This is a genomic window from Marinobacter zhejiangensis, assembly GCF_900114775.1.
In the GTDB taxonomy this organism is placed as follows: Bacteria; Pseudomonadota; Gammaproteobacteria; order Pseudomonadales; family Oleiphilaceae; genus Marinobacter; species Marinobacter zhejiangensis.
The window spans coordinates 92,586-112,223 of the sequence record NZ_FOUE01000007.1 but is presented as its reverse complement, the minus strand read 5'-3'; the positions used below and the strand labels follow the sequence as shown (position 1 = coordinate 112,223).

The 19,638-nt window shown below is 58.6% G+C and carries 19 protein-coding genes; 6 read left to right on the top strand and 13 right to left on the bottom strand.

Annotated features, from left to right (window positions below):
* The first annotated feature begins 124 nt into the window (after positions 1 to 124).
* Together BMZ67_RS17810 and BMZ67_RS17805 are read left to right on the top strand one after the other, a co-directional pair.
* Positions 125 to 1,345, top strand: a complete 1,221-nt coding sequence (locus BMZ67_RS17810) for a methyl-accepting chemotaxis protein (RefSeq protein WP_092026535.1) — start codon at positions 125 to 127, stop codon at positions 1,343 to 1,345.
* 52 nt (positions 1,346 to 1,397) lie between these two features.
* Entirely contained in the window at positions 1,398 to 3,881 is a 2,484-nt protein-coding gene (locus tag BMZ67_RS17805) for an efflux RND transporter permease subunit (protein WP_092026532.1), read from the top strand.
* 25 nt (positions 3,882 to 3,906) lie between these two features.
* Here the strand turns inward: BMZ67_RS17805 and BMZ67_RS17800 are convergent, their stop codons facing one another.
* Positions 3,907 to 4,317: a Spy/CpxP family protein refolding chaperone gene (locus tag BMZ67_RS17800; RefSeq protein WP_092026529.1), complete on the bottom strand. Its 411-nt coding sequence runs from the start codon at positions 4,315 to 4,317 to the stop codon at positions 3,907 to 3,909.
* Between the two features lie 215 nt (positions 4,318 to 4,532).
* Here BMZ67_RS17800 and ylqF point away from each other — a divergent pair, with 215 nt between their 5' ends.
* Positions 4,533 to 5,441: a ribosome biogenesis GTPase YlqF gene (ylqF, locus tag BMZ67_RS17795; protein ID WP_092026526.1), complete on the top strand. Its 909-nt coding sequence runs from the start codon at positions 4,533 to 4,535 to the stop codon at positions 5,439 to 5,441.
* Here ylqF and BMZ67_RS17790 read toward each other — a convergent pair.
* Both BMZ67_RS17790 and BMZ67_RS17785 read right to left on the bottom strand, forming a co-directional pair.
* Positions 5,420 to 6,169: a helix-turn-helix transcriptional regulator gene (locus tag BMZ67_RS17790; RefSeq protein WP_092026524.1), complete on the bottom strand. Its 750-nt coding sequence runs from the start codon at positions 6,167 to 6,169 to the stop codon at positions 5,420 to 5,422. The genes ylqF and BMZ67_RS17790 overlap by 22 nt on opposite strands.
* Before the next feature lie 54 nt (positions 6,170 to 6,223).
* On the bottom strand, positions 6,224 to 6,748 hold the full coding sequence (locus BMZ67_RS17785) for an Mpo1 family 2-hydroxy fatty acid dioxygenase (RefSeq protein ID WP_092026520.1): 525 nt from the start codon (positions 6,746 to 6,748) through the stop codon (positions 6,224 to 6,226).
* Between the two features lie 224 nt (positions 6,749 to 6,972).
* Here BMZ67_RS17785 and fabB point away from each other — a divergent pair, with 224 nt between their 5' ends.
* Positions 6,973 to 8,187 (top strand): beta-ketoacyl-ACP synthase I, encoded by a 1,215-nt coding sequence (gene fabB, locus BMZ67_RS17780; protein WP_092026518.1) that lies wholly within the window; start codon positions 6,973 to 6,975, stop codon positions 8,185 to 8,187.
* Positions 8,188 to 8,390: 203 nt separating this feature from the next.
* Positions 8,391 to 9,152 (top strand): fumarate/nitrate reduction transcriptional regulator Fnr, encoded by a 762-nt coding sequence (gene fnr / locus BMZ67_RS17775; protein WP_092026515.1) that lies wholly within the window; start codon positions 8,391 to 8,393, stop codon positions 9,150 to 9,152.
* 30 nt (positions 9,153 to 9,182) lie between these two features.
* On the opposite strand, the gene BMZ67_RS17770 is transcribed toward fnr, so the two are convergent.
* Entirely contained in the window at positions 9,183 to 10,061 is an 879-nt protein-coding gene (locus tag BMZ67_RS17770; RefSeq protein WP_092026512.1) for a sugar nucleotide-binding protein, read from the bottom strand.
* A 174-nt stretch (positions 10,062 to 10,235) separates the two neighbouring features.
* Between BMZ67_RS17770 and BMZ67_RS17765 the strand changes: the two genes are divergently transcribed.
* Positions 10,236 to 10,595 (top strand): hypothetical protein, encoded by a 360-nt coding sequence (locus BMZ67_RS17765; RefSeq protein ID WP_092026510.1) that lies wholly within the window; start codon positions 10,236 to 10,238, stop codon positions 10,593 to 10,595.
* A 9-nt stretch (positions 10,596 to 10,604) separates the two neighbouring features.
* Here BMZ67_RS17765 and alr read toward each other — a convergent pair whose 3' ends face one another.
* From alr to rnr, 9 genes are all read right to left on the bottom strand, one after another.
* Positions 10,605 to 11,678, bottom strand: coding sequence for an alanine racemase (alr, locus tag BMZ67_RS17760; protein WP_092026507.1), 1,074 nt, complete (start codon positions 11,676 to 11,678; stop codon positions 10,605 to 10,607).
* Positions 11,678 to 13,081, bottom strand: a complete 1,404-nt coding sequence (gene dnaB, locus BMZ67_RS17755; protein ID WP_092026504.1) for a replicative DNA helicase — start codon at positions 13,079 to 13,081, stop codon at positions 11,678 to 11,680. The genes alr and dnaB overlap by 1 nt, the downstream gene beginning before the upstream one ends.
* A gap of 219 nt (positions 13,082 to 13,300) precedes the next feature.
* The gene (gene rplI / locus BMZ67_RS17750; protein WP_092026501.1) at positions 13,301 to 13,747 is read right to left on the bottom strand and encodes a 50S ribosomal protein L9; all 447 of its coding nucleotides are present in this window, start codon (positions 13,745 to 13,747) and stop codon (positions 13,301 to 13,303) included.
* 20 nt (positions 13,748 to 13,767) lie between these two features.
* Positions 13,768 to 14,634, bottom strand: a complete 867-nt coding sequence (locus BMZ67_RS17745; protein WP_092026498.1) for a hypothetical protein — start codon at positions 14,632 to 14,634, stop codon at positions 13,768 to 13,770.
* A 31-nt stretch (positions 14,635 to 14,665) separates the two neighbouring features.
* Positions 14,666 to 14,896, bottom strand: coding sequence for a 30S ribosomal protein S18 (rpsR, locus tag BMZ67_RS17740; protein WP_091816889.1), 231 nt, complete (start codon positions 14,894 to 14,896; stop codon positions 14,666 to 14,668).
* 26 nt (positions 14,897 to 14,922) lie between these two features.
* Positions 14,923 to 15,339, bottom strand: coding sequence for a 30S ribosomal protein S6 (gene rpsF / locus BMZ67_RS17735; protein ID WP_092026495.1), 417 nt, complete (start codon positions 15,337 to 15,339; stop codon positions 14,923 to 14,925).
* A 231-nt stretch (positions 15,340 to 15,570) separates the two neighbouring features.
* Complete coding sequence (locus tag BMZ67_RS17730) at positions 15,571 to 15,981, bottom strand: DUF2628 domain-containing protein (RefSeq protein WP_092026492.1); 411 nt, start codon at positions 15,979 to 15,981, stop codon at positions 15,571 to 15,573.
* Positions 15,982 to 16,109: 128 nt separating this feature from the next.
* Complete coding sequence (gene rlmB / locus BMZ67_RS17725) at positions 16,110 to 16,847, bottom strand: 23S rRNA (guanosine(2251)-2'-O)-methyltransferase RlmB (protein WP_092026489.1); 738 nt, start codon at positions 16,845 to 16,847, stop codon at positions 16,110 to 16,112.
* Positions 16,848 to 16,850: 3 nt separating this feature from the next.
* Positions 16,851 to 19,370, bottom strand: coding sequence for a ribonuclease R (gene rnr / locus BMZ67_RS17720; RefSeq protein ID WP_092026487.1), 2,520 nt, complete (start codon positions 19,368 to 19,370; stop codon positions 16,851 to 16,853).
* Positions 19,371 to 19,638 lie beyond the last annotated feature (268 nt).

Here is a 19,638-nt window from a genome sequence, read left to right as displayed (position 1 = left end):
TAGGCTGGCCATGATCTGAAACAAGATAAATTGGCAAGTCCTTGCTATCTTTATGCTTTTGCATGCGTCACCGGCGGCTGACCCCGGGTGACCAACAGCAGATTGACCGGATAGCGAGCCCCGTATGCTGCGACTGCTCAGGAACGCACGACTCAAGTACAAATTCTGGCTACTCAACATTGTGGTACTGGCGGTGCTTTGCCTGCTGGTGCTTTATGCCATGAACCATATCGCGGCAGCCACCGGACGGCCGTTCTGGGATGTGTTCAGCGATACCGCGCTGGAGTTTGCCGTGGTTGTTGCCGTGCTGATGGGGCTTGAAATGGCGGGTTCCCAGCTGCTAATCAGTTTCATTGAACGCCATGTTCACCGGCTCAAAGGCACCATGGTTGCGGTACAGAACTCCGGCGACCTGAGCCAGCGGGCACTGGTGGATTCCCGCGATGAAATCGGCGAGATGGCTATGGCCTTCAACGCCATGCAGGATCGCACCATGGCGGTGGTACGCAGCATGAAGGAAGCCATCGACCGGCTTCACCATGAGGTGCGGGAACTGGCCACCGCCGCCGAACAACGGCGGGATGAGCTGAGCCGCCAACAGGCCGGCACCGACCGGTCTGCGGAAATGATCGAAACCATGCTGCAGAGCTTCAACGGCATTGCCGAACAGGCAGAGATCGCCAAGACCCTGTCCCATGAAGCCCGCAATGCCGCCGTGCATGGCGGTGAGCGGGTCAGTCAGAGCACCGTCTCCATCCGCGGGCTTGCCGAAGCCATCCAGCAGTCCGCCAACAGCGTCCAGTCACTGGCGGCGAACTCCCAGGAAATTAGCTCGGCGGTGGCCGAGATCAAAGGCATTGCCGAGCAGACCAACCTGCTAGCCCTCAACGCGGCCATTGAGGCAGCCCGGGCCGGCGAGCAGGGTCGCGGCTTTGCGGTGGTGGCTGATGAGGTCCGCAAACTGGCCCAGCGGGTTCAGGATTCCACGGATCAGATCCAGGGCACCATCGACCGGTTGTTGCAGGCCATGGACGCCGCCGTCAGCCAGATGACGGTCAGTTCCCTGGACGCCGGCCGTTGCGTTGATGAAGCCCAGGAAGGCCAGCAAGCGCTGGAAGCCATTAACGAAGTGGTCAGCCGGATCGACCACACCAACGAGGAGATCGCTACGGTCTCCGCCGACCAGACGGCCTCCACCGACGATGTCATTGCCAATGTCCAGAGCATTCGTGAGGCAACCCAGAACATGGTATCGCAGCTTTCAGACAGCGCTGAGATGAGTCAGCGCCTCAAGGCCCTGATTGACTCCCTCGAAGAAGCGGCGAATAAGGTCAGCGTTAACTAGCGGTTTATGGCACACTGCGCGTTCGAAAAAACCCAGTGGAATGACCTGTCCCATGAGCATGTTCGGATCCCTTTACCGGCGATTGATCCTGAATCACCCGGTAATCGCCCTGTCTGTCTTTGTCCTGCTGCTGATCATCGCCAGCCTCCGGCTTGATCATTTCCGGCTGGATGCATCCGCTGAGTCCCTGGTACTGGAAAACGACCGCTCCCTCGAACAGTACCGCACCATCAACCAGCGCTTTACCACCTCAGATGACTTCCTGATTGTTACCTACACCCCAGACCATGACCTCTTTACAGAGCAGGGACTGGCGTCGCTCCGGGCATTGCGGGACGAACTGGAGCAGGTGGACGCCGTTGGCTCCACCAACAGCATCCTTAATGTGCCGTTACTGCACAGCCCGAACCTGAGCCTGAACACGGTTGATGAAGAAATACTCACGATCGACGGCGACGGCGTCCCCCCGCTGGAAGCCCGTGAGGCGCTGCTGGACAGCCCGCTCTACCCCAACCTGTTGATCAGCAACGACAGCCGCACGACGGCCATCCAGGTCAACCTGCCCACCCCGCCAGAGTACTTTGAACGTCTTGCGGAACGACAGGCCGCCAGGGACGCCGTGACCGGCCCCCACACTACCGAAAGCGCCCGTCAAACCCTCGCCGATACGGAAGCCCGGTTCCTGGCGCTGACCGAAGCGCTGGATGCACGCCGGGACGCCACCATTGACCAGGTTCGCGCCATCATCGAGCGCCACAGCGAACACGCCAACATCCACCTGGGCGGCGTGCCGATGATCGTGGCCGACATGATCCGCTTCATCCAGAACGACATCTCCACGTTTGGCGTCGGGGTTCTGGTGTTCCTGCTGCTGACCCTGGCCATCATTTTCCGGCAATGGCGCTGGGTGGTCATTCCGATACTGTGCTGTGGCTTCACCGTGTGGCTGGTGATCGGCTACCTGGGCTGGGCGGAATGGCCGGTGACGGTTATTTCCTCCAACTTTGTATCGTTACTGCTGATCATGACCCTGTCGCTGACCATTCACCTGATCGTCCGTTACCGGGAGTTTCAGCACGATGAACCCGGCGCCGAGCCACAGCAAACGCTGGAGCGCACCATCGCCGCTATGATCAAGCCCTGTTTCTACATGGCCGTAACCACCATCGTGGCCTTTGGCTCGCTGACCTTCAGTGGCATCCGCCCGGTGATCGATTTTGGCTGGATGATGACCATCGGCCTGACCGTGGCCTTCCTGATCACCTTTCTGGTCTTCCCACTGCTGCTGCGGGTACTTCCGCCGCCCATAGACGCCCGGGTTACCTCAAACCGCCGTCCCCTGACCGACCTGTTCGCCAGCGCGACCGAACACCATGGCACGCTGGTACTGACCGTTTCACTGATACTGGCCGTGCTCTGCGCCTGGGGTGTCAGCCGGCTGACGGTAGAAAACAGCTTTATTGATTACTTCAAACCCGACACCGAAATCCATCAGGGCATGATCGTTATTGACGACCGACTGGGCGGGACCACGCCGCTGGATGTCATCATTACTGACGACCCGGCTCCGGAAACCAACGGCTTCGACGACCCGTTCGCCAGCGACTGTGACCCATTCGTTGATGACTGCGGCGATGAGGAGCACCGGGATACCTGGTACACCTACCAGAAGATGGAGCGGTTGACACAGGTCCACCAATATCTGGACAGCCTGCCGGAAACCGGAAAGGTCCTGTCCATTTCGACCACCCTGGACCTGCTCGCGCAGATCAATGAAGGCCAACCACTGGATGCGCTGCAGCTGGCCTTTGTACCTGCGGCCGTGCCGGATGACCTTACCGACACCCTGTTAACGCCCTATATTTCCGAGCACCATGACCAAGCCCGGTTCAGCATTCGCCTGCTGGAAACCTCCCCGGATCTACGGCGCCAGCAGCTGCTGGATCGCATTCAGACGCACCTGACCCAGGAAATGGGTTTCAGCGAAGACCAGGTTCTGTTTACCGGCATGACGGTTATGTACAACAACATGCTGCAGAGCCTGTTCGACTCCCAGATCAAGACCATCGGTGCCGTCTTCCTGGCCATCATGGCGATGTTCCTGCTGCTGTTCAGATCACTGAAGCTGGCGCTGATCGGGATGGCCCCCAACCTGCTGGCAGCGGGCTCCGTGCTGGGGCTGATGGGGTGGCTGGGGATTCCACTGGATATGATGACCATCACCGTGGCGGCCATCACGGTCGGTATCGCGGTGGATGACACCATTCATTACATCCACCGCTTCAAGGTCGAGTTCGCCAAAGACCGCAAGTATGTGGCGACCATGCACCGTTGCCACCGCAGCATCGGCCGAGCCATGTCTTACACCTCAATCACCATCATCGCAGGCTTCTCGATTCTGGTGCTGTCGAACTTCATCCCGACCATTTACTTCGGGCTGTTTACCGGCTTTGCCATGCTGATGGCCCTGCTGGGCGCTCTGACGCTGCTGCCGAAACTGATCCTGCTGTTCAAGCCGTTCGGCGCGGAAGCCTGAACGAACGAGGCCGGGGGCACCCCATTTACAGGGTTGGCCCCGGCTGCGCTTCACGCATCTGACGGTCCAGTTCATCCCGCTGCTCCTGGGTGAACACGCTGTCGACCCGGGCCTGCAACAGGGTGGACAGGGCGGAGATTTCGCCGGACAGGTCCCCCAGTTTCTCGGCATCGGCACGGATGGCGGCTTCGTCGTAATCCGGCTTGACGTGGTCCTGGAGTTTTTGCTGCAGCCCTTGAGCCTCGACACGGAGATCTCGAATCTGGCCTTGGAGTTCGCCCAGAATATCGCGTATGCGGGTCTGTTGATCGTCTGTCAACGCCACCAGCTGGGCCAGGCGATCGACCTGGTCAGGCTGTGACACAGGCTCGGCCAGAACGGGAAAGGATAGGCTCAGGGACACCAGGGCGGCCCCCAGCAACTGTTTCAGATTCATAGCGATCTCCGTCGTGCAGTAGGCTTGGTGATACGTCCGAAGTCGTTCACCCTAAAGCAAAGTTCAGGCTGAAAACACCCGTCCGGTTCGCGTTTTCAGCATCAAATCTGGCCAAATTGTAACCAGCCGCCACCAGACAGGAGGTGGCAGAAATGTGAAAGTTTGGTCATTCCCCGCCATAATGGCGCGATTCGAACATCACCGGAGTATCTTCCATGGCCATAAACTGGTTTCCCGGGCATATGCATAAGGCCCGCAAGGAGATCAAAAAGATCATGCCGCAGATGGACCTCATTATCGAAGTCCTCGATGCGCGCCTGCCGTTCAGCAGCGAAAACCCGCTGGTTCCGGCCTTGCGTGGTGACACGCCGGTGATCAAGATCCTCAACAAACGGGACCTGGCGGACCCGGCCATTACCGAACGCTGGCGAGCCTACCTGGAGCAGGAACGTGGTGTTCGTGCCATTACCCTGACCCATAACCAACGCCAGGAAGCCCTGGACATCCTGCGTCTGGCCGGTGAAATGACCAGCGGGCACGATCGCCAGAAAAGCGCGTTGCGGGTGATGATCCTGGGTATCCCCAATGTGGGCAAGTCCACCCTGATCAATACCCTGGCAGGCCGCCCCGTGGCCAAAACCGGCAACGAGCCCGCCGTCACCAAGGCCCAGCAGGTAATTAAGCTGCCGGACAACATCCTGCTCTATGACACTCCCGGATTCCTCTGGCCGAAACTGTCGCCGGAAGCCTGTGGCTACCGGCTGGCCGTGTCCGGCGCCATCCGCAGTGCAGTCATTGATTTTGAAGACGTCGCCCTGTTTGCAGCGGACCACCTGCTGGCGACCTACCCGGACGTTCTCATCGAGCGTTACAACCTCGACGCCCTGCCACGGGACGGTGTCGCCGTGATGGATGCCATTGCCGAACGCCGCCGCTTCTTTAGCCGCGGCGGTATTCCGGATCTGCACAAGGTGGCGGAAGTTCTGCTGAATGAATTACGCAGCGGCAAGCTCGGCCCCATCTCCCTGGAAACCCCGGAGATGGTTGAAGCAGAAACCAAGGCGTTGGCGGAGGAAGAAGCGGCCCGCGAAGCCCAAAAGGCTCAACGGCAAAAGCAGCGGTAGAGCTCCACCCCGCGCCCGGATACGTACTCCGATGGCAGGGCATCAAACATGTCGCGGGCGGTTCGCACCAAATGAGGCTGGTCATAGAAGCCCGCCTCGGCGGCCAGCTGAGACACCGACTTGCCCGGCTCCCAATGGGCCAGGGCGCGGTTGATCTTGAGGTGCAACAGGAAGCGCCGGGGCGCCACCCCCAGTTCGGCACGGAAAAGATGGGTCAATCTGGAGCTGGACAGATTGACCCGCGATGCCAGCTCGGCTAGGTCCAGCTTGTCTGGCAGCGTCTCCCTAAGGTACTGGCAACTGGTCTGGATGCGGCCGTCTGGCGCGCCGCCATCCATCGCCAGGTGGTCAACCAACTGGTCGAGCAGACCCGCCATCGTGTCGCAGCCTGGCTGCTCCCCCACCGAAACCATGGCCGATGGCAAATCCAGATCGGCCGATGCCTCCCCGTTGAGCAACGGTTTCAGCCGGGCCCAATGGTCGCTGTCCGGGTCGAGCTGGACGCACCAAAGCCGGATACCTGCGGGGTCGAGAGCCTGGGGAATATCCGGCGCGACAATCGCTGCCCGGGTAGTTCGCCATTGGCCCTGGCATTGCAGTTGAAACGCACCATCGAGCCCAATCAGCAACGACGCGCTGATGTGACGATGGGTCTTGTTGGGCAACAGGCGGCCAACCAGTTGCCAATGGTCAGGCCAAAGGTACAGTCGCCCCTGAGTCTGGGCCATAGACAGAATCCTGCGGTATGCCGGTAAACCCCCAGCATACCGCAAACATTCGTGTCAGTGGCCCCTTGCCGGGGTATGGTCGTTGCGGTTGCTCAGAGCCAGGGGGACAGGCACTCCGAGCTTGGCAACAAACTCGATGCTGACGAAGATTGGTCCAATCAGCAGAAACACCAGGTCATCCACAAAAGAGGGTTTCTTGCCTTCCACCTTGTGACCATAAACCTGCACAATCCAGGCGGCTACCCAGACCCCGAGACTGAGCCACAACAGCGACCAGCCCGCCCCAAGCACCGCCAAAATGATCCACAGCGACAGCGCAAACCAGCCTGCCATCAACAGAAACACCCACCAACCCAGGCGCAGGTAAATAAGGCCAGACAGCACCCCAAGGATCGTCGCACCATTGACCCAGAAGGCGACTGAATCTGACAGCGGCAACCAGGCCCCAACGGGAATCAGCCAGAACAGCCCCAGAGTGGAGATCAGAATCGCCGGAACACAGATAATATGAATCCACTGGTTCAACGGGTTCCGATGGCTATCACCGTAGTCGGACAGAAATTGCTGAAGTGTGCGCACCGCTTGCTCCTTGAACTGTCGTTATTCTGGTTATCGAGGTTAAAACAGCAGGTTAGCAGGGTCTGTCGGGCACGCCTTGTACGGAACGGCTATGTTACCGTACCAAGGTCACATACCGTTGCCATTGCAAACCACATAAACTGGCGGTCATACAGTACAGTCATTGCAACGGCGGCCATTACAGGGGACCTGAAAGGTCCACGAGCCCCCGAGAGGAGGAGTTTATGAGACGGGTTGTTGTTACCGGTATGGGCATTGTTTCCTGCCTGGGCAACTCAGTAGACGACGTGCTGGCCAGCCTGAAAAACGGCAAGTCCGGCATTCGCTTCAACGAGAGCTACCGGGAAAATGGCTTCCGCAGCCAGGTCTCCGGCTCCATCGACGTCGACACTGATGTCATCGACCGCAAGCTCCGCCGTTTTATGGGCCAGTCGGCCATGTATGCCTACCTGTCCATGGAGCAGGCCATCGCTTCTGCCGGTCTCACCGACGAGCTGGTATCCAGTGACCGCACAGGTCTGATCGCAGGGTCTGGCGGCGCCTCCTGCTCAACTCAGGTGGAAGCAACCGACATCATGCGGGAGAAAGGGGTCAAGCGCATCGGGCCCTACATGGTTCCGCGCATCATGACCAGCACGGTCTCCGCCTGCCTCGCCACCGCGTTCAAGATTCGCGGCATCAACTATTCCATGTCATCGGCCTGCGCCACCAGCGCTCATTGTATTGGCCACGCCATGGAGCAGATCCAGGCCGGCAAGCAGGACATTGTGTTCGCTGGCGGCGGGGAAGAAGAGCATTGGAGCCTGACCATGCTGTTCGACGCCATGGGCGCCCTGTCCACCAAGTACAACGATGCCCCGGAAACGGCCTCCCGTCCCTTCGACAGTGGTCGCGATGGCTTTGTGATCGCCGGCGGCGGCGGTATGTTGGTACTGGAAGAGCTGGAGCATGCACGTCGCCGCGGCGCCAACATCATTGCGGAACTGACCGGCTACGGTGCCACCTCCGACGGCTACGACATGGTTGCGCCGTCTGGCGAAGGCGCTGAACGCTGTATGAAGCAGGCCATGGCCACGGTATCGGCACCCATCGACTACATCAACGCCCATGGCACCAGCACTCCGGTCGGCGATGTCGCCGAAATGGGCGCCGTAGCGCGCACCTTTGGCGATAACGTACCCGCCATCTCATCAACCAAATCCCTGTCCGGGCACTCCCTGGGTGCGGCTGGTGTGCATGAGGCCATCTATTCGTTGCTGATGCTGCAACACGGCTTCATTGCTGGCACCGCCAACCTGAGCGACCGCGATGAAAAAATTGCAGACCTTCCCATCGTCGGGCCCGATGCTCGCAACGTTGAGCTCAAGACCGTCATGTCCAACAGCTTCGGCTTCGGTGGCACCAACGCCTCACTGATCTTCCAGGCCATCAACGACTAGGCCCAGCATCGACCGCGGTGCAGGAGCAAGCCAACCAAAGACCAGTAACCGCTGTTCGGGTATACTGGTCGACGTTCGGCTCCTGCACCGCCGGTTTACCTGCATGGTTCAGTAGATTCCACCATGAGCGTTGGCATTACTGGCAGATCGTATTAAGGTACGCAGGTTTGTATTTGGCTTTCATTCGGGCATGACGACAGGTTATGGCGCAAACGATTAAAACCGGTAAGAACTCCCCACTCAAGGCTTCTTGCCAGCAATGCAGCCTGAGCAACCTCTGCCTGCCACTGGCGGTCAGTGACGACGATCTCGACCGTCTGGAGGATGTGATCCAGCAGGGCCAGATCTACAGTCGTGGAGACTACGTGTTTGAGCAAAGCACGCCTTTCCGCTCCTGCTATGCGGTTCGTAGCGGCGCGGTAAAAACCTCTATCGTCACGGAAAACGGGGATGAACAGGTCACGGGCTTCTTCCTGCCTGGTGAGCTGATTGGCCTGGACAGCATGAGCAGCAGCAGCTATGCGTGCTCAGCCAAAGCCTTGGAGCGCACCAGCGTGTGCGAACTGCCGGTAGAACATCTGGACGACCTGACTCACAAGCTCCCGGGACTGCAACATCACTTTTTCCACCTGATGAGCCAGGAAATCCAGAACAGTCACCAGTTGGCACTGATGCTGAGTAAGCGTACAGCGGAAGAGCGGATCGCCAGCCTGCTGCTGTCCCTGTCGGGTCGCTTTGCCCGCCGTAAGCTGTCGCCAACCCAGTTCAACCTGCCAATGGCCCGCAACGACATCGCAAACTTCCTCGGCCTTGCGGTGGAAACTGTCAGCCGGGTGTTTACCCGCTTCCAGAACCAGGGGTTGATCCGGGCTCGGGGACGGGAAGTAGAGCTGCTGGATCTCGACGCTCTGCAGAACATCAGCCAGGAAGACGATCAACCAGCCTGCGGCCGCAAAGGCTGCTGATCAAGCGGCTGGAGTGATCTCCAGCCTTGCTCACTCCCCTTGAGCGGTTTGCTCAACCCTGCGACTGACCCGCATCAGCTCCAACTCATCTTCCATCAGCGTACGCCAGGGCAGCTGCTTGATCCCGAAGGTATTGCGGATCTTGGTGCAGCCCAGTGTGGCATTTTCAGGTTCCAGCGCGGCCCATCCAGGCGCCTCATCAAGCACCTTCACACCGTCGTCAGCACCCATCATTTCAGTCAGCGCCTGCCCCAGTTCGTACTGGGAAATCTCCTCGGCACCGGTGTATTGATAAGTCCCCCACAACTCGGCACCACAATCGAGCTGTTGCAAGACCGCGATCATCACCCTGGCCAGGTCGCGGGACGCCACCGGCTGGCCCCGGTAACGGCTGGACAGCGGGAGCACTGTGCCTCCCCTGCCCTGACAGGCCTGGATCAACTGAATATACCGCCCAAGGCTCCAGCCGGTGCGCAGGATCAGGTGGCGAGGCAAGAGCGTACGCAACGCCTGTTCGCACTCCCACTGCCAGTTGCCCAGCTGACTGAAAGGGTGGCCAGGGTTGGAGGCCAGATAAGCACTTTGCTTGCGGCCGTCAAAGACGTAACTCGACGACAGCTGCATCAACGCAATGTCATGCTCGCGGGCATGTTCAGCCAACGCCATGGGAATGGAAAACACGGTCTGTCGGGCAGCCTCTGGATTCGCCTCCGCCTTCGCCGGATCACTTAGCCACAGGGCATTGACGATCAGATCAGTTTCCTCGGGTATCCAGTCGGCCAGCGCCGTCATGTCGGCGCTGCCAGGTTCACTGATCAACAGTGGACTGATCACCAACGAGGTTTTCTTGAGTTGTTCCAACAGGACCCGACCCAGCGGGCCGTAATCATGGACGACAAGCACTTTCACAGGATTTCTCGGGCTCCAAGATTCAAACCGTTAAGGTACAGGCAATCACCTGCAAAATCACTAATCTGACAGCACGCCACCCGCGCCCAAGCCAATGCCTGGCCTCGCCCAGCCCTTAGAATACGATCAGGCCCGACTCAACCCAGATAATGAGCATAAAAAACAGGAATCAACATGCTGAAAGCGCATAGCCATATCGTCGCCCCGATTGACGACGAACTCAGGACCAAGGCCCTCTACACCGTAGGCGAGCTTCGTAGCCGCGGCAAAGCGGATAAGGACGCCGTTGAGAAGCTTTATCAGCTGATCGTGGAACTCACCGAATCAGGACTGGATTTTTTCTTCCTTGAGCCCCTGCGCCGCCTCAACGCTGGCAACATGATGATGGGCATGGCCAAGGTGGGCATCAGCAGCATGCTCAAAGGCAGCAAGATGGTGGTTCACAAGGTGCTCAAGAAGCTGGACGAACGCAGCCTGATCAGCATTCTCGACTTCATTGAAGAAATCATCCACGAACCGGAAACGCCGGCCTGATCTTCGCCATCAGTCGTGATAGCGCCGGGGAACCCGTGCGGTGACCCCGGTCAGCAGCTCATAGCCGATGGTACCGGCATGCCGGGCAACCTCATCAATGGGCACGTGACACCCCCACAGCTCCACCTTATCGCCGGCCTGCGCCGACGGCGCATCCGTCAGGTCAACGGCGAGCATATCCATGGAAACCCGACCAATCAGCCGAATACGGTTGCCATTGGTCCAGGCCGGCGTGTCGGTACCGGCATGACGGGGATACCCATCACCATAACCAATGGCCACGATACCCATCCGTACCGGCCGCTCCGCCGTCCAGGTCTGGCCGTAACCGACACTGTCCCCAGGCTGAAGGGTACGCACAGCAATCAGCTCTGACTCCAGCGTCATCACTGGCTTAAGCCCCAGTTCTGTAGCGTTGCGGTCAGCCATTGGCGATGCGCCGTAGAGCATGATTCCAGGTCGGCTCCAGTCGAACAGGGGCTGCCCGGCACGAAAGTGGGCCGCGGAATTACCCACGCTCAACAGCAGCTCCGGCCATGGTGCCACTCCCCCCCTGAAGGCCTCCGTCTGCCCCTCTGTCGCCGGACTGTCGAACTCATCCGCCGAGGCAAAATGAGTCAGGAACCCTTTGGGAACACAGCCGGCCTCCGCCAGTCGGCCCATCACCACTGGCAACTCGGAAGGACGGTAACCGAGCCGGTTCATACCACTGTTGACCTTGACCCACACCGGGACACGCTCAGTACTGTTTAACACCCAGTCGAGCTGGTAATCGCTGTGCACGACCAGCTCAAAGCCCAGGCAGGCACAGGTCACCATGTCCTGCTCACTGTGTACGCCCTGCAGCAGGACAACCGTTTGCTCCAGGCCTTCATCACGCACCGCCAGCGCCTCTTCCAGGCAAGCTACCGCGAAGCAGCGGACATCGTCCGCCAGAGCACGGGCAACCGCACGAATGCCGTGACCATAACCATCGGCCTTGATCACCGCCATGGCAGAGGCCGAACCAGCGAGCTCCTGCGCCAGGCGGTAATTGTGGCGCAGGGCCTCCAGATCAATATGTGCAACTGTGGGGCGAGGCATCAGTATTCGTCGTCGTAGTCGCCATGGCCGTGGGCCAGGTCTTCAAACTTGGTGTATTTACCGATAAAGGCCAGGCGGATCGTACCAATGGGTCCGTTACGCTGCTTACCGATAATGATTTCTGCGACGCCCTTATCCGGGGTGTCCTCGTTATAAACTTCGTCCCGGTACACGAACATGATCACGTCGGCGTCCTGCTCGATCGCACCGGATTCCCGCAAATCGGAGTTTACCGGTCGTTTGTTGGGGCGCTGCTCAAGGCTCCGGTTAAGCTGGGACAGCGCCACCACCGGACAATTGAGCTCTTTGGCGATACCTTTCAAGGATCGGGAAATTTCGGAAATCTCCGCAGTCCGGCCTTCGTTGTTTCCGGGCACCCGCATCAACTGCAGGTAATCCACCATGATCATGCCGATCTTGCCGCCATTTTCCCGGGCAACACGCCGGGCCCGGGAGCGCATTTCCGTTGGGCTCAGGCCTGCGGTATCGTCGATATAAAGGGGCTTGTCTTTTAGCAGGGACACCGCTGAGGTCAGCCTCGGCCAGTCATCCTCCTCGAGCTTTCCACTCCGGACCTTGGTCTGGTCAATACGCCCCAGCGACGACAGCATACGCATCACGATGGAATCCGAGGGCATTTCCATACTGAACACCAGGATTGGCTCGCCGGTTTTCAGCAAAGCGTTTTCCACCAGGTTCATGGCGAAGGTCGTTTTACCCATAGAAGGGCGACCGGCCACAATGATCAGGTCAGCCGGCTGCATTCCCGAGGTACGCTCATCCAGGTCACGAAAGCCACTGGTCAGGCCGGTGATGGAACCATCGGATTCGAACAATTCCTCAATCCGCCCCAGGGCCTTGGTCAGGATTGGGTTGATGCTTTCCGGCCCGGAACCTTGCTTGTTGCGGGACTCCGCGATGTTGAAGACCTGTCGCTCGGCTTCATCGAGCAACTCATCACTGGACCGCCCCTGGGGGTTAAAGGCGGAATCGACGATCCCGCCGGAGACTTCAATCAACTTCCGGAGAACCGCCCGCTCCCGCACAATTTCGGCATACGCCCGGATATTGGCGGCACCAGGGGTTTTTTCCGCCAGCTCAGCCAGGTAACTGAGGCCACCCGCATCTTCAATATCCCCTGCCCGGTCCAGGAACTCGGCCAGGGTCACCACATCCAGTGGCTCGCTTTCACTGGCCAGACGCTCTGCCGCCGCAAAAATCAGCCGGTGATCCTGGCGATAGAAATCGTCGGAGGAAATAATCTCAGACACCTCGTCGAAGCGACGGTTGTCGAGCATCAAGCCACCCAGTACCGCCTGCTCTGCTTCCAGAGAATGAGGTGGCACTTTGACACGGGAGGTTTCCAGGTCAGTGGCTGCAGCTTTCAGGTTTGGGTTGGCCATGGGAATTGATCTTCGATGATGTCTTTCAGAATCTTCAGCGGCGAGCCGGAGCCCAGGATAGGGTCCCGGTATCGCGAGCTACAAGCATACCAGAAAGCAACAAGCCCGGAATCCGCTTTCGCGGCCCGGGCCTGTTATGCGTCCGCGCTGCCAGGCAGTGCGGCGCACGGGGCTGAGTTGGGCAGAGCTGGCTACAGCACCTGCCTTACTCGGCTCCTCTTACTCGGCTACTACAGCCAGCTTCACCTCGACAGTCACGTCGCTGTGCAGCTGAAGCTCGATGTCGAATTCGCCGGTCACACGGATCGGACCTTCCGGCAAACGAACTTCGCTCTTCTCAACAGCGGTGCCGCCAGCAGTGATGGCTTCAGCGATGTCACGAACACCGATGGAACCAAACAGCTTGCCTTCGTCACCAGCCTTGGAAGTGATGGTGAAAGATGCACCTTCCAGAGCCTCGGCGCGAGACTGGGCAGTAGACAGCTTTTCAGCAGCAGCCTTTTCCAGCTCAGCGCGACGCTCTTCGAACGCCTTCACGTTTGCTTCCGTGGCAGCAACAGCCTTGCCGTAAGGAAGCAGGAAATTACGACCGTAACCGGCCTTAACAGTCACCTTGTCACCCAGAGAGCCAAGGTTTGCTACTTTCTCGAGCAGAATAACTTCCATCTCGTTAACCTCTTCGTGCTTTATTCAGCCGATCCCGAGGGTTTAATCCGCCCCCGGAAATCCAGCCAGCTATCCACAAACGCCAAAACCAGTAACAGAAACATCAAACTCGGACCCAGCAGAACCAGTGCTATGTAAAACATCACCAGCCAGTGAGAACCCATCGCCCGGGCACCGACAACGCCGTGCACCAGCGCAATACCCGCCAGGAACAGGGGTAGCCCTGCAGCCCAGGCCACCAGTACCGGATTCAGCCCCAACGAGGGTCCAACCAGCACAGCAGCAACACACCCGATAGCAACGGGGACGGACAACCGGAAGGCATGAAACTCCTTACGGAACCCTCCCGGGTTATACAACCCGGCCTGCCATGACCGCGCCAGCATCGTCATGAAGACGGCGGTGGCGAGAAACATGCCAGACATACTGCCCACCATGGTGTGCCGGATATCCAGCTCAAGCTGGCTCCCCGACTCAGGAGATACCTCAATGCCGTACTGCCGATATAACTCCATTCCCGCACTGACCAGCTGGTCAAGCAACTGCGGGTACAGAACAGGCAGCAACAACCCTATGCCTATGGTCAGAACACCGCTACTGAGCAGTGCCCGCTCCCAGGACAGGGTGGTTCGAAGTACCGATGCCATCAGCATTACTTGCAGCAATACGGCGAGCGCTGTCGGATCCTGTCCGATCCACGCCCAGCCCATTGCTGGCAGCAAGGCCCAGAGGCCAATACTCAACCCCTGACTGATGCCAAGCCTGAGAATAACCAGGCCTACAACGGCGGCTCCTGCCCAAAACAGCAAAGGCGCGGCGGTCGCTATGGCGGCTACCACACCTGCCTGCAGGGGACCTCGCATTACAAACTGTGCTAGAGCACGCATGGTCCCAAGTCCTGTCGATTATTTCTGAAACTTAGTTATCGTGGCTGTCCGAGTAAGGCAGCAGAGCCAGGTAGCGCGCGCGCTTGATAGCGGTAGCCAGCTGACGCTGATAACGTGCCTTGGTACCAGTGATACGGCTGGGCACGATCTTGCCGGTTTCAGTGATGTAACCTTTCAGGGTGTCCAGATCTTTGTAATCGATCTCTTTAACACCTTCTGCCGAGAAGCGGCAGAACTTACGACGTCTGAAAAAACGAGCCATGAATGAACTCCTCAACTTCGGTGGTTTTACTCTTCTTCGCCCTGGGCGTCTTCAGCCTGACGACGCTCGCCTTCGGCAGAACGACGGGGACGGTCTTCTCCGCCAGCACGACGGTCCTCACGGGACTCGGCCGCCTTCATCGGAGACAGGTCGGTAACAGCTTCATCGCGACGGATGATCAGGTCACGAATGATCGCGTCATTGAAGCGGAAGTTGTGAGTCAGCTCGTCCATGGCAGCTTGTGAACATTCGACGTTCATCAGCACGTAGTGAGCTTTGTGGATCTTGTTGATCGGGTAAGCCAGGTGACGACGGCCCCAATCTTCCAGGCGATGTACCTGACCGCCATCTTCAGTGATGACGCCGGTATAACGCTCGATCATCGCGGGCACCTGCTCGCTCTGATCCGGATGTACCATAAATACGATTTCGTAGTGACGCATGAGTTCTCCCTACGGTTTCAACAGCTTCCGGCAGACTCGCAGCCCGCAAGAAGCAAGGAGGCGGCAGCTTAACTGCCCGTTTCTAGTGCTTTTTTCAAAGCAACGCCGATATCGCTAAAGCAATATTCCAGACAATACGACGCCAACCCTAATAAAAGGGGTGCAGTATTCTAGGCGGGTGCAAGGATGATTGCAAGCCGTGGAATCAGGACGACCCCACGGCAGACAGAGTCAGGCGGACAGTGTTTCCCCAGCGGCTGGAGCGCCCTCCGGGGCAACGGCAGAACCTGTAGCGGCCTCTGGCGATTCAGCCCTGACGGTGGCGACCAGCTGATACCCTCTGGAGCGCAGGTTACTCTCCCGAAACTCATTCGCTTTAAACGAGAAGATCAGCCAGCCAGCCCAAAAGGCGAGATCCAGAACCAGGGTGACAATCGCACCCTCCCGGTAGGAACCGCCACTGTAGGTCACCTCTTCAATGACCATCGACAGCACAATAAGCCCGACAACAACACCAACAACACCCCACAACCGTTTTACCGCAGCCCAGATCAGACCAAACAGCAGACAGGGCCAGGAAAAACCGACTTTGACCGCCTCAACGGAGGCATTGGGGTGCCGGTACACTCTGAAGGTGCGCATAACTAGAATCCTTTCTATACCTTGAAATCACAACCGACGCAGGAGCAACCCTGCGTCACCACCACTCACCCTCAATGGCAAGCGGCAGCCATTCTACCCTAATACAAGCTAACAGCCTGTGTCGGGCGTCACCCCTGTCGCTGCCTTAAGGCCTCGTACAGACACACGCCGGTGGCCACAGACACGTTCAGGCTATCCACATGCCCCAGCATCGGAATGTTGATCAGCAGGTCGCAATGTTCCCGGGTCAGCCGCCGCATACCCTTACCTTCCGCCCCCATCACCAGCGCAACCGGGCCGCGAAAGTCTGCCTGGTACAAAGAACTATCGGCTTCGCCCGCGGTGCCGATGAGCCACACCCCTCGCTCCTGCAATTCCCGGAGGGTACGGGCCAGGTTGGTCACTCTGACCAACGGAACCGTTTCCGCAGCACCGCACGCCACCTTCCGCGCCGTCGGAGTCAGCGACGCCGACTTATCCTTCGGCACGATGACCGCCTGAACGCCCACCGCGTCCGCGGTCCGCAGACAGGCTCCCAGGTTATGCGGATCGGTCACCCCATCAAGCACCAGCAGGAACGGCGGCTTGTCTGCGCCGTCCAACAAAGCCAGCAAGTCAGCCTCACTCCACTCCTGGCTTTTACCCACCTGGGCAACCACGCCCTGATGCACCCCGGCCACCCGCTCATCCAACTCACGGCGGTGCACCAACTGCCAGGACACGCCCAGCTCGTCGAGCGCAACAGTGACGGTTTTTACCCGGCGATCCTGACGACCGGTCTGAATCCAGACCCGCTGCAAGCGCTCCGGTTCGCGTTTAAGCACAGCCTCTACGGCGTGCCAACCAAAAACAAATTCATCGGACACAGACTACTTTCCTGATTTCTTGGATTTCGAAGGCTTGCCACTGGATTTCGCCGCCGCTTCCCGAGCCGCAGCTTCCACCAGCTTCTGCTTGGCACTCTTGCCACCACCTTTTTTAGCGCCCGTCGCTTTACCAGCCTTTCCTGTCTTTTCGGACTTGGACGCCTTGCCCTTCGCAGCCGATTTACCGCGCTTGCCACCACGCTCTTTTTTGCCGCCGTCATCCCGCTTACGTTTCTGGCCCGCCCCTTCGGCCTCCAGCGCCAACAGGTCTGCCCGACGCCGACGCGGGCGACTCAGCAGCTCCAGGTCGATCTTGCGATCATCCAGATCAACACGAACCACCTGAACCCGGACAGTATCTCCCAACCGGAAGCTCACGGCGGTACGCTCACCCACCAGGCGGTGTTTGGCAGCATCATGGTGGTAGTAGTCCCCGCTCAGCGTGGAGACATGCACCAGCCCCTCTATATAGATGTCATTCAGTTCCACGAAGAAGCCAAACGGCACCACCGCCGCAATCACCCCCTCGTATTCCTCACCAACCCGATCCTTTAGGTACTCGCACTTGAGCCAGGCCATCACATCGCGGGTCGCATCATCGGCTCGCCGCTCAGTCATTGAAGTCAGCTCGCCAACCTGGGTCATCCGCTCCAGATCATAGGGATAGGCTCCCAGCTCCTGGTCCCGGACATCCGGCTGAACCACCATCTTGCGGGCGTCCGGGTTATGGATAACGGATTTGATTGCGCGGTGTACCACCAAATCCGGGTATCGCCGAATCGGTGAGGTAAAGTGCGCGTAACTGGCGAAGCCCAGGCCAAAGTGGCCATGTTCCTCAGGGCTGTAAACCGCCTGACTCAGGGACCGAAGCATGACGGTCTGAATCACCTGGGCATCCGGACGATCACCAATCTGTGCCAGCAGAGCCTGGTAATCTGCCGAAGATGGCTTTTCTCCTCCGCCCAACTGCAATCCCAGCTCACCGAGGAACAACCTCAGTCCACTCAGGCGCTCAGCCGAAGGCCCATCATGCACCCGGTACAGTGCCGGAAGCTTGTGATACTTGAGGAAACGCGCCGCAGCCACGTTCGCACACAGCATGCACTCCTCGACAATCTTGTGGGCATCGTTACGGTGAACCGGGACGATTTCCTCGATTTTGCGTGACGGATCAAAAATGATCCGGGTTTCCGTGGTCTCGAAGTCAATGGCGCCCCGCTCTGTACGCCCTTTGCGCAACACCTTGTAAAGATCATAAAGATCATGAAGGTGCGGCAGCACGTCCGCATATTGCTCACACAACCGGTATCCGGGCTCCGAATCCGGCCGTTCCAGCATGTCGCTGACCTTGGTGTAGGTCAATCGCGCATGACTATACATAACAGCCTGATAGAAGCTGTAACTGCTGATATTACCCGCAGCGCTGATGCTCATATCAGCGACCATGCACAGACGATCCACCTGGGGGTTCAGGGAACACAACCCGTTGGACAGTTTCTCCGGCAGCATTGGCACAACGTGATCCGGGAAATACACCGAGTTACCCCGGTTCAGCGCTTCCTTATCCAGCGGGCTGCCCGGACGCACATAATGGGAGACATCGGCAATCGCTACCACCAGGCGGAATCCACCCCGGGGGCGACGCTCACAATAGATCGCGTCGTCAAAATCCCGTGCATCCTCACCGTCGATCGTCACCAACGGCAAATGCCGCAGGTCAACCCGGTTCTGCTTATCGTCTTCAGTTACCTGATCGGGAATGGCCGCAGCCTGCTCTCCCGCCTCTGGCGGCCAACTATGGGGAATGTCGTAGGAGCGGATAGCAACCGCAATCTCCATACCCGGCGCCATATGATCGCCCAATACTTCGACCACCTTGCCGGTTGGTTTGGTCCGGGGAGTCGGCTGGCGAAGGATGTCCACCACCACATACTGGCCATGATAGGCCTCGGCGCAATGCTCTTCCGGAATCAGCACTTCGTGATTGATGCGCGCATTCTCCGGCACCACAAAGGACACCCCACTTTCCCGGAACAGACGACCGACGATCTGGCTGGTTCGGGTTTCAAGCACATCCACAATAATGCCTTCACGCCGACCACGGTCATCCACCCGGTCAACCCGAGCGGCAACCCGATCACCATGGAACACCTTGCGCATTTGACGCGCCGTTAGAAAGAGGTCGCTGCCACCATCGTCTGGTACGAGGAAGCCAAAACCATCCCGGTGCCCCATCACCTGACCGGTCACCAGGTCCGCTTCATCGATTGGCAGGTAGGCCCCGCGGCGGTTACAGATCAACTGGCCGTCCCGGCACATGGCGATCAGTCGCCGCCTTAAGGCTTCTATATTCTCGGGAGAGTCCAGCTTCAGCTCGTCGCACAAAGTTTCGTGAGTTGCTGGGGCGCCGCGTTGGCGCAAGTGATCGAGAATAAACTCCCGACTTTGAATTGGATTGTCGTATTTCTGCGCCTCACGTCCGGCGTGAGGGTCTTTTTCAGTTTTCTTCTTTCTGGAAACCATTCGCTCTTTTATCCTGACGCTGCCCAAATAAGGTCAATTGTGAAAAAGGGCAGCTTGAGTCTGTTAAGCCCACATTCCTTATAAAGAAGGCAAGGGCTTGTTGTGATTGGAGTATAACGCCGACAACCGACCACTGCCTCACTGGCCTGGAAATAAATTTGAAAAAAAGGTTTGACAGGCCGAAACCGAATCATTAAAGTACGCGCCATCGGTTGAGGCAACAAACCTCACCACTGGCAGAAATGCTAAGTTTTCAAAGAGCTACAAA